Below are 15,725 nucleotides of genomic sequence, written 5' to 3'. Positions count from 1 at the left end.
GTGATCACAGGTCCCCTTTCCCGTGTGTGCCACGGCAAACATCCGGAACGGGTGCATCGGGGGACACCTGTACGAGACCTGCGTCACCGGGTCACCGGGTCACCGCCAGGCGGTACTCCTCGTCGGCGGCCAGGAGGTTGCGGTGCGTGTCCTCGGCCGTGATGACGCCCTCGTCGAGGACGAGGACGCGGTCGGCGGCGTCCAGGAGGGCGGGGCTGCTGGTGATCACCAGGGTGGTGCGGCCCCGGCGCAGCTTGGCGACGTTGCGGGCGATGAGCTGTTCGGTGACCGCGTCGACGGCCGTCGTCGGGTCGCGCAGCACGAGGACGTCGGTGTCTGCGGCGAGGGCGCGGGCCAGGGAGAGCCGCTGGCGCTGTCCCCCGGAGAGGTTGGCACCGCGGTCGCGGACCGCGTAGTCGAGCCCCTCGCGGTGCAGGGCGACGACGTCGGTCAGCATCGACGCCTCGACCGCCTCGGGGACCGTCCGCCCGGTGCCCGACGGGTCGATGTTCGTGCGGAGGGTGCCCGCGAAGATCTCCGCGTCGTACGGGTTGACCAGCATCTGCTCGCGGACCGTCTCGACCGGGAGGCCGGCCAGGTCGCGTCCGCCGAGCCGCACGCTCCCGTCGTACCTGTCGGGCGGGACGTGCAGTGCCAGGACCGAGGCCAGGTCGGCGGCGGCGCGCGGCTGGTAGGCGGCGATCGCGACGAACTCGCCGGCGCCCACCCGGAACCGCACCTTGCGCAGCGTCCCGTGCCGTACGCAGTCCACCTCCAGGTCGGCGCCCGCGGGCGGCCGGCCGGTGCCCGGTGTCGTCACCGGCGGCGCGGTCAGCACCAGCGCCATCCGCTCGGCCGAGGCCCGGGCGATCATCACGTACTTCGGCATCTCCGAGAACAGCCTCAGCGGCTCCATGATGAACTGCGCGAGCCCCACGGCCATCACGAGTTCGCCGATGTTGATCCGGCCGGCGAAGGCCAGCCAGCCCGCCGTCAGGGTCACCGCGGCGGCGAGCACCGCGTTGAGGCCCAGCGCGGTGCCCGCGTAGACGCCGTTCACCCGGGCGACGGTGATGGACTGGTGCTTCGCCTCGGTACTGACCCTCCGGTACGAACGGAAGGCGGCGTGGTTGCCGCCGAAGCCGTGCAGCGGACGGAGTCCGATGATCAGGTCGGCGACCTTGGCGCCCGCCCGGGCCACCCGAGCCTGCTGTTCACGGGTGCTGGAGCCGATCCGCCGGGACATCACGCTCAGCACCGACAGGATCGCCGCGGTCCCCACGATCACCAGCAGGCCGAGCCGGATGTCGGCCAGGCCGAGCGCGACCGCCGCGATCAGCACCGCGACCAGCGAGCTGATCAGCAGCGGTACCACCTCGATGATGTCGGCGGTCTGGTCGGCGTCCTCGGTGGCGATGGTCAGCACCTCGCCGGACTTGAGGTCGATGTCCCGGGCCACGGGCTGGAGTCCGCGACCCGCGACCCGCACCCGCCAGCGGTGCGCCTCGGTCGTGTTGGCCTTCTGGAGCACCCGCATCCCGAACCGCCACGACAGCGACACGGTCGTGATGATCACGGCCAGCGAGCCGATGGAGACACCGAGCCTGCCGGGACTCCGGTCCCGCATGGTGTGTTCGACGATCAGTCCGAGCGCGATGGGGAAGGCGGTCTCGGCGGCCTGGTAGAGGCCCATGAGGAGGGTGCCCCAGGCCATGGCGCCGAGGTTGCGCCGCAGGGCGGTGCGGAGGATGTCGGACCCCTGGCGGGTCCGCTGCTTGTCAGAATTCTTCATCGAGGTGGCGGGCAATCGCTTCCGGGGTTCGCAGGGTCAACAGGTCGCGGATCGTGATCACTGGACCGTACTCCCGGCGGAGCAGTCCGGTCAGCCGTACCGCCAGCATGGAGTGCCCGCCGAGGGCCGTGAAGTCGCTGACCGCGCTCACCTCGTCGTCGTCCAGGTCCAGTGCCTCGGCGAAGAACTCGCAGACGGTGGTCTCGGTCTCCGTCTCCGGGCCGCGCTCCCCCGCCGTGGTCAGCGCGCCCAGCGGCTTGGCCTCGGGCAGCGCCTTGGTGTCGGCCTTCCCGTTCACGGTCAGCGGGACGGCGTCGACCCGCGCGTAGTGCGTGGGGCGCAGGAAGTCCGGCAGCCCGGCGCCGACCTCGGCCGCGACCGCCGCCAGGTCGGCGCCGTCCAGCACGAGGTAGGCGGCGAGCCGGTGGGCGCCGTCGACCTGCGGGTCGGGCTGGGCGACGGCGGCGGCGAACCGCACCGCCGGATGCGCTGCGAACACCGCCTCCACCTCGCCCAGTTCGACCCGGTGGCCGCGGATCTTGACCTGCTGATCGGTGCGGCCGAGGTACATCAGGTTGCCGTCGGGGCGGCGCAGCACGAGGTCGCCGGTGCGGTACATGCGCGCGCCGGGGGCGCCGAAGGGGCAGGCGACGAAGCGGTGCGCGGTCTGCGCCGGCTGCCCGAGATAGCCGCGCGCGATGCCGATGCCGGACACGTACAGCTCCCCGGGGACGCCGTCGGGCAGCGGCCGCAGCCACGGGTCCAGGACGTACACGTCGGTGTTGTCGATGGCGACCCCGACGACCGGGTCCTGGCATTCGAAGGTGCCGACGCCGAGGGTGTTGATGGTGTACTCGGTGGGCCCGTACAGGTTGTAGCCCACGGTGCCCTCGGTCGCGGCGAGCCGCTGCCACAGGGCCGGGGTGACGGCCTCGCCGCCCAGCAGCACCAGCGCGGGCCGGCGGGCCGGGTCGTCGAGCAGTCCCTCGGCGACCAGGTGCTGCGCGTAGGTCGGGGTCACGTTGATGACGTCGATGCCGTGCCGGAGGCAGTACGCGACGAGGCGGGGCGCGTCACGGCGCAGTTCCTCGTCGCAGATGTGCACCTCGTGGCCGTCGGCCAGCCACAGCAGTTCCTCCCACGACATGTCGAAGGCGAAGGACACGGTGTGGGCGATCCGGAAGGTCCGGTGGCCGTGTTCGGCCAGTACCGGTCCGAAGATGCGGCGCTGGTGGTTGGCCAGCATGTTGGTCAGCCCCGCGTACTCGGTCACCACACCCTTGGGCTTCCCGGTCGATCCGGAGGTGTAGATGGTGTACGCGGGGTGCCGCAGCCGGTGCGGATCGTCCGGCGTGAAGGTGCGGTACGGCTCGGCCTCGGGCAGCGGTCGGTCCAGCTCGATCAGGTCGCCGGTCAGCCGGGGCGAGACCGCGCTCACGGTGAGGGTGACGTCCGGGCGGGCGTCCGACACGATCGCGGCGATCCGCTCGTCGGGGTGGTCCAGCTCCAGCGGCACGTAGGCGGCGCCGACGCGCAGTACGGCGAACAGGGCCACGATGGAGTCGAGCGAGCGCGGGACCGCGATGGCCACGTTCGTCTCGGGTCCGATGCCGCGCCCGGCGAGGACGCCCGCCACCGCCCGGCTGCGGTCGCGGAGTTCCGCGAAGGTCATGGTGGAGCCGTCGGCGACGAGCGCCACCCGCTGCGGGTGGTGGTCCGCCGCCCGGTCGAAGCGGTCGACGACGGTGTCGGTGCCGACGTCGGTGCGTTCGACGGGGCGGGGCTCGGAGCCCAGGCCGCGCAGCGCGCCCACCGGGCCCGTGGCCCGGGCCAGGTCGTCCAGGACGCGCAGGTAGTCGTCGAGGAGGCGCCGGGCGTTCGCGGTGTCGTGGTCGCGGTACTCCAGCTTGACGGTGAGCCGGTCGCCGGGGGTGACGACCCAGGTGAACGGGTAGTGGGTGGAGTCGTCGGCGCGCACGGAGGTGATGCCGTGCCGGGCGTTCATCTCGGCGAAGGCGTCCAGGTCCAGGAAGTTCTGGAGCACGAACAGGTTGTCGAAGAGGGTGTCGTGGCCGCCGGCCCGCTGGATCTCGCCGAGCCCGAGGTGTTCGTGCTCCATGGCCTCGACCCTGGCCGTCTGGACCGCCGTCAGGTAGTCGCGGACCGTGTCGTGCGGCCGGGCCCTGGTCCAGGTGGGCACGGTGTTGAGGAGCACGCCCACGATGTCTGCGAGCCCCTCGCCGTCGCGTCCGGAGACGGTCACGCCGAACACGGCGTCGGTGCGGCCGGTCCGGGCGGCCAGGAACAGGCCGAACGCGCCGGTCAGGACGGAGTTCAGGGTGACCCCGTGCGTCCTGGCCGCCTCCCGCAGCAGTTCCGACTCCTCGGCGCCCAGTGTGTGGACGAGTGCGCGTGGCAGGTCGTCCGTGAGGGCCGGGACCGGTCCGGCCAGCAGGGTCGGGCCGGGGAGACCGGCCAGGTGCTCCGCCCAGAAGCGTTCGGAGGCGGCGGGATCCTTGGCGGCGAGCGCTCGCGCGTGGTCCTCGAAGCCGGGCGTGGCCGGGACCGCGACGGGGAGTGTGCCCGCGAGGACGGACCGGTAGGCGTCGAAGAGGTCCCGCAGCACGATCTCGCGCGACCAGCCGTCCCACAGCAGCAGGTGGTAGCTGAGCAGCAGGCCGTCGCGGTCGTCGGGCAGGCGCACCACGGTCAGGCGGATCAGCGGTGGTGCACCCGGGTCGAATCCCGTGTCCCGGTCGGCCAGTCTCAGGGCCTCGACCTCCGCGTCCGTGGCCGCTTCGACGGTGCGGACGCCGGCCCGCCGTCCGGCGGCGAGGACCTGGACGGGGTCGCCGTCGGCGTCCGTGGTGAAGCCCGCGCCCACAGCCGGGTGCCGGTCCATGACGAAGGCCATCGCCTCGGCCAACGCGTCGGTGTCCAGGCGCCGTTCGAAGGTGAAGTAGCTCTGGGCGACGTAGTGCCCGGTCGAGCCGGCCAGCTGGGCCTGGAAGAACAGGCCCCGCTGGAGGGGGGTGACCGGCGCGGTGCGCTCGGCGGTCCGCGCGGCGTCCGCGATCTTTGCGAGTGACGTCAGCCAGTGCCCGGTGATCGCGTCGGGGACGCCCTCGGCGAGGGTGAACTCCGCGTGCAGGGCGCCGGTGGCCGCGTCGGTCCACGCGTTCACCTCGACGGCGTACGGGCTGTGACCGTCCTCGCCGGTCAGGCGCGGCGCCTCGGATTCACCGCCGCGGCCCAGGTAGTTGAAGAGCACCTGCGGGTGGGTGTCGAAGAGCGGGGCGGTCTGCGGATTGAGGTACCTGAGCCGGCCGTAGGCGGCGTGCGCGTCCTCGTCGGGCTGCCGTTCTGTGATCTCGCGCGCGGCGGCGACGGGGTCGGTGTGCGGGGTGAGCCGTACCGGCGCGATGGCGGTGAACCAGCCGACGGTGCGGGTGTAGTCGTGGTGTGCGAGGGCCGGGACGCGGCCGTGCCGCTCCAGGTCGATCGCCAGGTCGGTGGGTTCCGCCTGGACTTGGGTGAGTGCTGTGCGCAGCGCGCCGCACAGCAGCTCGGTGAGACCGAGGCCGAGTGCGGCGGGCGCGGTACGCGTCAGGCGTTCGCCGACCTCGCTCGGGAGGACGGCCGTGGTCTGGCGCAGCCCGGTGGCCGGGGGCAGGGGTGTGGGGGCCGCGAGTGTGGTGAGCCAGTGGTCCAGGTCGTCGACGGCGGTGGCGGACCGGTACGTCAGCGCTTCGGCGTACTCGGCGTAGGAGGTGGTCGGCGGTGCCAGGGGCGTCCCGCGCAGGGCGTCGGCCAGGTCGTCCAGCAGGATCAGCCAGGACACGGCGTCCACGGCGAGGTGGTGCACGACGACGACCAGGGTGCGGCTCGTCTCCAGCCAGGTGAACGCGGCGACCTCGCCGGACTCGGGGTCGAGCCGGCCGGCGGCCAGGTCGGCGGCGGCCGCCGTGTCGGTCCCGTCCGTGCGGACGACCGTCACCTCGCGTTCGGGCTCCGTGGTCAGGGACCACACGCCGTGCCGGACGCGCAGGCGCAGCCTGAGCGCCGGGTGTGCGCTCACGACGGCATGGGCTGCGCGCCGCACGTCGGCGGGTCCGGCTTCCTCGGGGACGGTGAGTGTCCTGGCCTGGGCGAACCGGGTGAGCGGGCCGCCCAGTCGGCGCCGGCGCAGGATGATCGGTGTGAGGGGCAGCGGGCCGTCCTCGCGGCGGGTGGGTGCGGGGGTCCCGGTGTGCGGGGCGCCGGTGGTGCGGAGGTGGTCGGCCAGGGCGCGCGGTGTCCTCAGCAGGAACACGTCGCGCGGGGTGATCGGCAGGCCGAGCGCCCGGGCGCGGTTGATCACGGTGATGGCGACGATGCTGTCGCCGCCGGCGGTGAAGAAGTCGGTGTCGGCGTCCACGGCCGCGCCGGGCAGCGTGTCGGTGAAGATGCCGACGAGCGGGGTCAGGGCGTCGGTGCCCGGCCGGGCCGTCACTGGTGGCACTCCGGGCCGGCGGGTCTCGGCCGTGTCCTCCGGCTCCACCACGTCACGGGATGCCGCGGCGGCGCGCGCGGTCAGGGCGCCGCGGTCCAGTTTGCCGTTGACCGTCAGCGGGAGGGCGTCCACGGTCAGCACCCGGCCCGGCACCATGTGGGCGGGGAGCTTCGCCGCCAGGCGGGCGGTGAGGTCGTCGGGGACCCGGCCCACGACGTGGGCCACCAGGTGGTCGCCGGTGTCCGCCACCGTGACGGCCGCGTCCACCACCCCGTCGAGGTCCCGGAGCGCGGACTCCACCTCGCCGGGTTCGATGCGGAACCCCTTGAGCTGCACCTGGTCGTCGGCGCGGCCCGCGAACTCCAGCTCGCCGTCGAGCGTGCGGCGGGCGAGGTCGCCCGTGTGGTACATCCGGGAGCCGTCACCGGCGAACGGGTCGGCCACGAAACGCCCGGCCGTGAGCCCCGGCCGGCCCAGGTAGCCCAGGGACACCTGGTCGCCGGCGACGTAGACGGCGCCGACCCGTCCCGGCGGTACCGGCCGGAGCCGGTCGTCGAGCAGGTGGGTGACCAGGCCGGGGATCGGGCCGCCGATGGGACTGGCGTAGTCACCGGGACCGAAGTCCGCGTCGGTCAGGACCCGGTGGGTGACGTGGACCGTGGTCTCGGTGATGCCGTACATGTTGACCAGCTCGGGCGAGGCGGTGCCGTGCCGCTCGACCCAGCTGCGCAGGCGTCCCAGGTCCAGCGGTTCGCCGCCGAAGATGATCCGGCGCAGTGCGGGGAGCGGTCCACCGGCGTGCCGGTCGGCCTCGGCGAACTGGTGGAACGCGGACGGCGTCTGGTTGAGCACGGTCACCCCACGCTCGCGGACCAGCCGGTGGAAGTCGACCGGGGAACGGGTCAGCGCGTAGTCGGGCACCAGCAGTTCGGCGCCGTGGGCCAGCGCGCCCCACAGTTCCCAGACCGCGAAGTCGAAGGAGAAGGAGTGGAACTGGACCCACACGTCGTGCGGGCCGAACTCCATGGCGGGCCGCGTGTGGGCGAGCAGGGTCACCACGGCGGCGTGCGGGACGACGACACCCTTGGGCCGGCCCGTCGAGCCGGACGTGTAGATGACATAGGCGGGGTCGCGCCAGTCGGCCTCGCGACCCGGCTCGGTGCCGGCCGGTACGGGCTCCTCCCCCTGGACGAGCACCCGGGCGGCGACGCCCGCGCGGTCCAGCAGCCGGGTGAAGCGGTCGCGCTGCTCCGGGGCCACGAGGACGACCTGCGGCGCGGCGTCGGCCAGGACGTACTCCAGCCGCTCGTCCGGGTAGGCCAGGTCCAGCGGCACATAGGCTCCGCCCGCGCAGACCACCGCGACCAGGGCGACGACCTGCTCGACGGAGCGCGGGACGGCGACGGCGACGCGCCCGCCCGGTGCCACACCGGCCGCGCGCAGGACGGCGGCGAGATCGTCCTTGGCGTGCGCCAGTTCGCCGTAGGTCAGGGACCGGGTGGTGCCGTCGAGGGCGCACTGGGTGACGGCGGTGGCGGCGGGGTCGCGGCGCGCGGCGGCGTCGAAGAGCCCGCCCAGGGTGGCCGGGGCGACCGGTTCGACGTGCTCGGCCTCCGCCGTGGTGAGGTGGCCGACCGGGGTGTCGGGGCGGGTGAGCAGGCCGGTGAGGGTGCGGGTGAAGGTGTGCAGGATGCGTCGGGCCCGGGGTTCGCGCAGCAGCTCGCCGTCGTGGACGAGGTTGAAGCGCGGTCGGCCGTCGGGGGTGCGTTCCACCACCAGCGTCAGGGGGTAGTGCGGGGCGCCCTCGTTCACGATGCCGGTGACGGCCAGCGTGTCGCCGGGTCGCCGCAGGTCCGCGGTGTCGGTCGCGACGTCGAACACCACGAGGGTGTCGAAGAGGGGTCCCGTGCCGGCCCGCCGGGTGACCCCGGCGAGGGGGACGTGCTGGTGCGGCAGGACCGCGCTCTGGTGCTCCCGGACGGCGGCGAGCAGGTCGCGTGCGGTCGTGGTGCCGGTCCACCGGGCGCGCAGGGGGATGGTGTTGATGAAGAGGCCGACCATGTCCTCGATGCCGGGCACGTCGGCGTCGCGCCCGGAGACCGTCGAGCCGAACACGACGTCGTCGCGGCCCAGGAGGGAGCCCAGGGTCAGGGCCCAGGCGCCGTGCACGGCGACGCTGAGCGGCACGCCGGCCGCGCGGGCGGCGGCCTCGGCGTCGGTATCCGGTACCACGGCCGTGTCCGCGAAGCGGTCGGAGGGGGTGTGGCCCTCGGCGACCAGGGAGGGGCCGGGCAGTCCGTCGAGCTGCTCGCGCCAGACCCGGTCGCTCTCCTCGTCGTCGCGTGCGGCGAGGCGGCGCACGTGGTCGGGGAAGCCGCCGAGCGGGTGGACGGTGCCCGGCGCGTGGTACTCGGCGAGGAGGGTGCGCAGCATGGGCGGCACCGACCAGCCGTCGGCGATGATGTGGTGCACCGTCTGCACCAGGACGTGCCGGCCCTCGCCCGTGCGGACGAGGGTGTACCGCATCAGCGGGCCGGTGGCCAGGTCGAATCCGGCGCGGCGGTCGCGCTCGGCGTGCTCGCGTATCTCGTCGCCGGTGAGGCCGGGGCGGTCGAGCACGGTGAAGGGCGCCTGGACGCCGTTCTCCAGGACGGAGACCACCCGGCCGTCGTCGAGGGCCACGAAGCGCGCGGTCAGGTTCGGGTACAGGCTGAGCAGGCGGGTGGCCGCCGTGGCGAGCCGGTCGGTGTCGACCTCGCCGTCCAGGGTCAGCAGTTGCTGCTCGACGTAGCTGCCGGTCGCGTCGTCGTCGTAGACCGAGTGGAAGTACAGGCCCTCCTGCAGGGGGGTCAGCGGGAGGATGTCCCGCAGCGCGGTTCCGTCCAGGGCGTCGACGTCGGCCTGGGTGAGGGACAGGGGCCGGAAGTCGCTGGGTGTGTGGCCGCCGCGGTCGAGTGCGGCCAGGCCGTTCAGCGCGTCCAGGTAGTAGCCGCCGAGGGTGGTGATGTCCTCGTCGGTGAACATGCCGTCGGGCCAGGAGACGGTGGTGACGAGCTGGTGGGCGCCGTCCGTGCCGGGTTCGGCGACGGCGTTGAACTCCAGGGCGCGCGGCAGGCGCATGCGCGGGTCGCGCTTCTCCCCCAGCTGTTCCGTGTTGCGCGCGAGCTGCCAGTCGCCCGAGCCCCCGGCTTCGAACCGGCCGAGGTAGTTGAAGAGCACCTGGGGTGTCGGTGCGTCGAAGGAGACTCCGGCGAGGTGGCGGAGGGCGCCGTAGGAGACGCCGTTGTCGGGTACGCGCGCGAGGTCTTCCTTCACCGCCTTGAGCGCGGAGGCCAGGTAGGCGGGTGCGGTCGGGTCGGGGGCGCTGCCGGGGTCCACGGTGACCGGGAAGAGAGTGGTGAACCAGCCGACGGTCCGCGAGAGTTCGGGCTCGAAGCCGGCGGACGGGGCGACGAAGCGTCCCTCGCGGCCGTGGCCCTCCAGTTCGATGTGCGCGAAGGTCTGGGTCTGGCCGAGGTCGCGGCGCCACCGGGCGAGGGCGACGGCCAGTGCGGTCAGCAGGACGTCGTTGACGCCCGCGTGGAATCTGGCGGGTGTCTCGCCGAGGACGGCGGCGGTGGCACCCGCGTCGAGCGACACGGTACGTACCCGTTCCCTCGCCACGGTGTCGGTCACGGCCGGCGCGCGACGGCCCACCGGTTCGTCCGGGCCCGGCAGCGGGTGCCGGAAGGGGGCGCTGTCGGCGTCGAAGGCGGCGCGCTCGAGCAGCTGGGTCCAGCGCCGGAACGACGTCCCCTCGGGGGGAAGTCCGACGGGTGTGCCCGAGGAGAACTGCCGCCAGGCCGTGGCCAGGTCCTCCATGAGCACCCGCCAGGACACCCCGTCGATCACGACGTGGTGGACGACCAGGACCAACTGCCGTGCCGCGCGCCGCCAGACGGCGCTCAGCATGGTGCCGGACTCGGGGTCCAGTGCCTCGGTGGCGAGGGTGACGCACGCGTCGAGGGGCCGGTCGCTCTCCTGCCAGAGGGCCGCGGCCGGGGCCGTGTCGGGGATGTCGAAGCCCCAGCGGTCGCCGCGCACCAGCCGGGCGCGGAGCATGGGGTGCCGGCCGGTCAGGGCGGTCAGGACCGCGTCGAGGGCGTCCGCGCCGAGGCCGGCCGGGGTGTTCAGGACGACCGACTGCACGAAGCCGTCGACGGCGTCCGTGGTCTCGCCGAGCCACTGCACGACGGGGGACCCCACGACGGTGCCGGTCGGGACGTCGCGGTGGTCCACGGCCGTGGTGTCCTCGCGGCTCGCCACGGCGGCCAGCGCTCCCACGGTGCTGTGGGTGAAGATCTGCCGGGCCGTGACGTAGAGGCCCGCCTCGCGCAACGCGCCGAGCAGGAAAATCGCCAGGATGCTGTCCCCGCCGAGCTGGAAGAAGTCCTGGTCCACGCCGACCTCGTCCAGTCGCAGGAGCGCCGCGACCGCCGCGCACACCGCGCGCTCGTTCTCGGTGGCGGGCGGCACGGACGCGGCGGCGCCGGTCACGGGTTCCGGCAGCGCGTGGCGGTCGATCTTGCCGCCTGCGGTGAGCGGGAACCCGGTCGTCACGACGACGTGGGCGGGCACCATGTACTCCACCATGTGCGCGCCGGCCCACGCCAGGACGTCGTCGGCACGGAGGTCCTCGTGGCCGGCGGCGGGGATGACGTAGCCCACGAGGTAGGTGCCGCCCGCGGCGTTCTTCCTGGCGACGACGCAGGTGTGGCGCACCCCGGGGTGTTCCGCGAGGCCGATCTCGACGTCCTCGATCTCCAGGCGCATGCCGCGGATCTTGACCTGGTTGTCGGCGCGGCCGAGGAAGTCCAGCGAGCCGTCGGGGGCGAAGCGCGCGAGGTCTCCGGTCCGGTAGAGCCTGGACCCGTCGTCGGCGAAGGGGTTGGCCACGAACCGTGACGCGGTCAGACCGGGCGCGCCCGCGTAACCGCGGCCCAGGAGGAGGCCGCCGACGTACAGTTCGCCGCCGACGCCGACCGGGACGGGGCGCAGTTCGTCGTCGAGGACGTACAGCTGGGTGTTGGGGTTGGCCTTTCCGATGGACGTCGACAGGCGTTCCGCCGCGCCCCGGTAGACGACGTGGGAGACGCCGATGGTCGTCTCCGCCGGGCCGTAGCCGTGGTAGAGGGGGATGTCGAGCCGGGTGCGGAAGCGTTCGTACAGCTCGGGGGTGAGCACCTCGCCGCCGCACCACACGTGGCGCAGGCTGTCGAGTCGCCCGGAGTCGCCCGCCATCTCCAGCAGGACGTCCAGCATGGACGAGACGAGGTAGGTGAAGGTGACGCGCTGTTCGGCGATGACGCCGAGCAGATGGTGCGGGTCGCGTTCGCCGCCCGGGCGCAGGACCACGAGCCGGCCGCCGCGGACCAGCGGCAGGAAGATCTCGTTGACGGAGATGTCGAAGGAGAGCGGCGCTTTGAAGAGCGACACGTCGTCCGGACCGAAGCCCAAAATGTCCTCAGCCTGCCACAGCAGCCGTTCACTGATTGCCTCGTGGCGGATCATGGCGCCCTTGGGCCGTCCGGTCGACCCGGAGGTGAAGACGACGTAGGCGAGAGCGTCGCCCCGGACGGAGATTTCCGGCGCTTCGGCGGGGTGGGACCCGTAGCGCCAGTCGGCGAGGTCGACGGCGAGGGCCTCCGGTTCGTCCGGGGCGTGTTCGCCGGTGGCGTTGAGCTGTACGACGATCCCGGCGTCCTCGATGACGACGGCCCGGCGCTCGGCCGGCCAGTGCGGATCGAGCGGTACGAACGCGCAGCCCGCCCGGAGCACGCCGAGCAGCCCGACGACCATGTCGGCGGAGCGCTCCAGTGAGATGCCCACGGCGCATTCCGCGGTCAGCCCGCGTCCGGTCAGCCGGTGGGCCAGCTGGGCGGACATGGCCGCCGCCTGACGGTAGGTCAGTGAGCGGTGCTCGTCGACCACGGCGATGGCGTCCGGTCTGGTGCGGGCCTGGGCGAGGAACATCTCCACGAGCGTGGGACGCGCCCGGTCGGCGTCGGTGTCGTTCCAGGCGGCCAGGCTCGCCAGCCGGGCCGCCGGGCCGGAGGGGCCGATGGTGCCGAGGGGCCGGTCCGGGAAGTCGGCCAGGTCGTCGAGCGCGAGCTGCGCGTCGTCCGGTACGACGCCGTCCGGGAGGGTGATGCTCCGGCCGTCCGCCGCGACCTCCCAATCGCCTGGCGTGGCACCTCCGTTGGCGACCCAGCCGAGCACGTCGCCGAAGAGGGTGCCAGGGGTGAGGTCGAGCCCGGCGGGGCTGCGGCCCGTCGCCCAGTACGACAGTCCGATGGCGCAGGCCGCGGCGATGGTCCGGTCGGCGAAGTCCCCGGCGCGTCTGCGGATGTCGGTCAGGTGCCGGGGAGAGAGCTGTACGAGACGAGCGGTCGGTTCCATCATCGAAGACTCCACGCCCTTCCGAGGAATGCACGCAGGCTAACCTAACTAAGGCTTACCTAACCACTCTTGCCTAACTGCCCTCTCGCCAGGCCTGCCACAGCCGCGCGTACCGGCCGCCCAGCGCCACCAGTTCCTCGTGCGTCCCCTCCTCCACGACACGCCCGGCGTCCAGGACGGCGATCCGGTCCGCCGCCATCGCCTGGGTGAGCCGGTGCGCCACGAACAGCGTGGTCCGGCCGGCGCACGCGGCGAGCACGGCACGTTCCAGCTCGGCGGCGCCCTCGCTGCCCGCCTCCGCCGTGGACTCGTCCAGCACCACCACGGGTGAGCGGCTCAACACGAGCCGGGCGAGGGCGACCTGGGCGACCTTGGTCACGTCCAGGCGCTCTCCGCCCTCCCCCACCAGGGTGTCCAGTCCGTCGGGCAGGGTGTCGACCCACCGGTCGGCGCCCACCGTCCGCAGGGCGTCGGCGAGTTCGGCGTCGGTGGCCTCCGGCGCGGCCAGCCGCAGGTCGTCGGCGAGCGGCCCGGAGAACACGTGTGTCTCCTGGGTGAGGATGGTCACCAGGGACCGCGCCCCGGCCTCGTCCAGTCCGGCCAGGTCGGTCGGCCCGACCCGCACCGACCCCGCCTGCGGAGTCCCGATGCCCGCGATCAGCGCGGCCAGCGTCGTCTTCCCCGCGCCTGTGGCGCCGACCAGGGCGAGCGAACCACCGGCGGGGATCGTCAGGTCGACGTCCCTGAGCACCGGCTCGTCGGCGCCCGGGTAGGTGAACGTCAGCCCCTCCACCCGCACCGGACGGACACCGGCCGCCGCTGGCCCGACCGAGGCGTCGCCCACCAGCCGGTCCTCGGCGTCCTCGCCCACCACCCCGACCAGCCGGGTCAGGCTCGCACCCGACTTCTGCGCCTCGTCGAAGGTGAACATGATGGCACCGAGCGGCGTGAACAGCCGGTGGAAGAGCAGCGGGGCCGCCGACACCTCGCCGAGGGTGGCGGCGTCGGCCTCCAGCAGGGCGTACCCGACCACCAGGATGAGCGTCAGGCCGATGAACTCGGCGCGGTTCTCCCGGCCGACGAACCGCCCGAAGAACCGGAACACCTCGATCCCGAGATCGCGCACCCGCCACGACTCACGGGTGACCTGCTCGCGGAAGGCGTCCTCCAGCCGGTACGCCCGCACCGTGTCGATGCCGTTGAGACCGCTGATCAGGGCCTGGGCACGGTCGGCCTGGGCCACCCGCTGCCGCTGGTAGAGCGGGGCGGAGCGCGGGAGGTACCAGCGCAGGGCCAGCGCGTACGCGGGCAGCGCGCCCGCGCCCGCGAGACCGAGCCGCCAGTCCAGGCCGAACATGCCGGCCGTGGCGATGACGACCAGCACCCCCGCCGAGAAGACCGTGGGGACCGCCGTACGGATGCCCTTGGAGAGGACGGCCACGTCGTCGCCGACGCGGGACAGCACGTCTCCGCGCCCGACCTGCTCGACACGGGCGCTGGGCATGGCCAGCACCGCGCGGACGGCACCCTCGCGCAGTCGTGCGAGCAGGTCGGCGCCGAGCCGCCCGATCAGGTACGTCGACACCGCGGTGGCGGCCGCGCCGAGGAGCGCGGCCGCCACCATCACGGCGCCGATCGTGACGAGGACCGAGCGCGACTCGCCGCCGACCACGGCGTCGACCACCTGGCCGAGCAGCAGTACCGGGAGGACCTGGAGAGCCGCTCCGGCCACCGTGGTCAGTGCCGTGGCGAGGGTCAGCCACGGCACCTCACGGCAGTGCGCCCCGACCCAGCGGGTGGCTTCGCGTCCGGTCGCCGTGCGCAGGGCGGCCGGGGCGACCCGGGTGTCCGTGGCGCTCACACCTACCCGGCCGACTTGACGAGTTCGTCCACCGCGTACGGCATCGACAGCAGGGTGCCCTGGGAGATGGCCGCGCCGACCGCCGGGCCCTCGCTGTCCAGCAGGTAGGTCACCTTGCCGTTCTTGACCGCGTCGAGATTGGTGAAGAGCTTGAACTTCTTCAACGCGTCCTGATCCGCCTTGTCGTTGATGACGAAGACACGGTCGACGTCGACCAGGTCGACGCGTTCGGGCGAGAGCGTGGTGTAGAAGTCGCCGCCCGCGACCTCGTCGATCTTGGTCTGGTACTTGAAGCCGATACCCGTCACCAGGCGTCCGCGTACATCGGTTGAGGTGAACGGGGCCACCGAGTCCTTGTACCAGGAGAGTGCGACGGCGGTCCGGTCCGCGAACTCGGGGTGCGCCTTCTTGGCCGCGTCGAGCTTGCCCTGGATGTCGGCGACCATCTTCTCGCCCTCCTCGGCCTTGCCGAGGGCCTTGGCGATGTGCAGGGCGTTGTCCTGCCACGGGGCGCTGAACGGCTCCTTCTCCGCCTTGGTGCGTCCCACGGTCGGCGCGATCTTGGAGAGTTTGTCGTAGGCGGCCTGGTCGACCTCGGAGTACACGGCGACGATCAGGTCGGGGCGCAGTGCGGCGATCTTCTCGAAGTTGGGGCCGGTGTCACCGTTCTTCATGACGACCTCGGGCTTGGCGTCGCCCCACTTCTCCTTCACCCACGGCCACTGGGTGTTGATGTCGGGGCTCTGGCCTTCCGGGTTCGGGTACTGGTCGACCATACCGACGGGCTTGATGCCGAAGGCCAGGACCGTCTGGTCGTCCGTGTAGCCGACGGTGACCACCCGCTCGGGCGCCTTGGCGACCTCCGTGGTTCCGAACGCGTGCTCCACGGTGACGGGGAACGCGCCGGCGCCGTCGGTCGCCTTGTCGCCGCCCGCGCTGTCCGACGGGTCGTCGGAGTCGGAGCCGCACCCCGCGAGGAGGCCGACGCCGAGCGCGGCGGCGGAGAGTGCCGCCGCCAGTCGTCGCCAGGGCGTCATACGCGTCGTTCTGAGGAGCATCCGGAGATCCCTTGCTGTCGCGCCGTCCACTGCGCCCCGTTCTGAGGGCAGCGAATCTTATCGCACCCTAGTGAGGTTAGCCTA

At 73.0% G+C, this 15,725-nt stretch carries 4 protein-coding genes; all 4 read right to left on the bottom strand.

All coding sequences use genetic code 11. The features are described 5' to 3' along the window. Window positions 1-91: 91 nt before the first annotated feature. Entirely contained in the window at window positions 92-1,792 is a 1,701-nt protein-coding gene (locus ACFW01_RS13845) for an ABC transporter ATP-binding protein (protein WP_234957853.1), read from the bottom strand. Beyond that, a complete protein-coding gene (locus tag ACFW01_RS13840) occupies window positions 1,779-12,725 on the bottom strand; it encodes a non-ribosomal peptide synthetase (protein ID WP_234957854.1) in 10,947 nt (3,648 codons plus the stop codon). The genes ACFW01_RS13845 and ACFW01_RS13840 overlap by 14 nt, the downstream gene beginning before the upstream one ends. 70 nt (window positions 12,726-12,795) lie before the next feature. After that, window positions 12,796-14,583, bottom strand: a complete 1,788-nt coding sequence (locus ACFW01_RS13835; RefSeq protein ID WP_234957855.1) for an ABC transporter ATP-binding protein — start codon at window positions 14,581-14,583, stop codon at window positions 12,796-12,798. A 2-nt stretch (window positions 14,584-14,585) separates the two neighbouring features. After that, window positions 14,586-15,641, bottom strand: a complete 1,056-nt coding sequence (locus tag ACFW01_RS13830) for an iron-siderophore ABC transporter substrate-binding protein (RefSeq protein WP_234957856.1) — start codon at window positions 15,639-15,641, stop codon at window positions 14,586-14,588. Between the last annotated feature and the right edge of the window lie 84 nt (window positions 15,642-15,725).

It is taken from the genome of Streptomyces sp. NPDC058985, assembly GCF_042740985.1.
Classification (GTDB): Bacteria; Actinomycetota; Actinomycetes; order Streptomycetales; family Streptomycetaceae; genus Streptomyces.
The sequence above is the reverse complement of the archived record's forward strand: the minus strand, read 5'-3'. Positions and strand labels throughout refer to the sequence as shown.

Bases quoted from the DNA above. Each gene is read 5' to 3' on its own strand.
- ACFW01_RS13840 (WP_234957854.1), bottom strand. From the start codon at position 12,725: ATGATGGAACCGACCGCTCGTCTCGTACAGCTCTCTCCCCGGCACCTG.
- ACFW01_RS13845 (WP_234957853.1), bottom strand. From the start codon at position 1,792: ATGAAGAATTCTGACAAGCAGCGGACCCGCCAGGGGTCCGACATCCTC.
- ACFW01_RS13830 (WP_234957856.1), bottom strand. From the start codon at position 15,641: ATGCTCCTCAGAACGACGCGTATGACGCCCTGGCGACGACTGGCGGCG.